Origin of the sequence: Bacillus sp. SIMBA_031, assembly GCF_046535225.1 — a bacterium.
GTDB lineage: Bacteria > Bacillota > Bacilli > Bacillales > Bacillaceae > Bacillus > Bacillus velezensis.
In genome coordinates this window covers 1-261 of sequence record NZ_JAWRXC010000380.1, presented here as the reverse complement: position 1 = coordinate 261, position 261 = coordinate 1, and the positions used below count along the sequence as shown (strand labels likewise).

Here is a 261-nt window from a genome sequence, read left to right as displayed (position 1 = left end):
GAACGGCAGCAAGTCATCCTTGGGGATGCGGCGGGCAGGTCCGGCGTCGACATGGACCACGGTGAGCCCAGTTCCCACCTGCACCTTTGCAGGAAGATCCGGATCGTCACGGCGCGTGTAGACGGTGACGTTGTGGCCGCGCTCGGCCAAACTGGAGGACAGTGCTGCCACGTGGACGTTCTGTCCGCCGGCGTCGACGCCGCCCAACGCCGCCAACGGGCTGGCGTGTTCGGAGACCATGGAGATTTTCATGGATGCATC

1 protein-coding gene is annotated in these 261 nt (G+C 64.8%); it reads right to left on the bottom strand.

All coding sequences use genetic code 11. From position 1 onward, the window contains the following. Positions 1-261 (bottom strand): glycosyltransferase (locus SB724_RS20715; protein WP_410572812.1); only part of this gene is annotated, 261 nt, incomplete at both ends.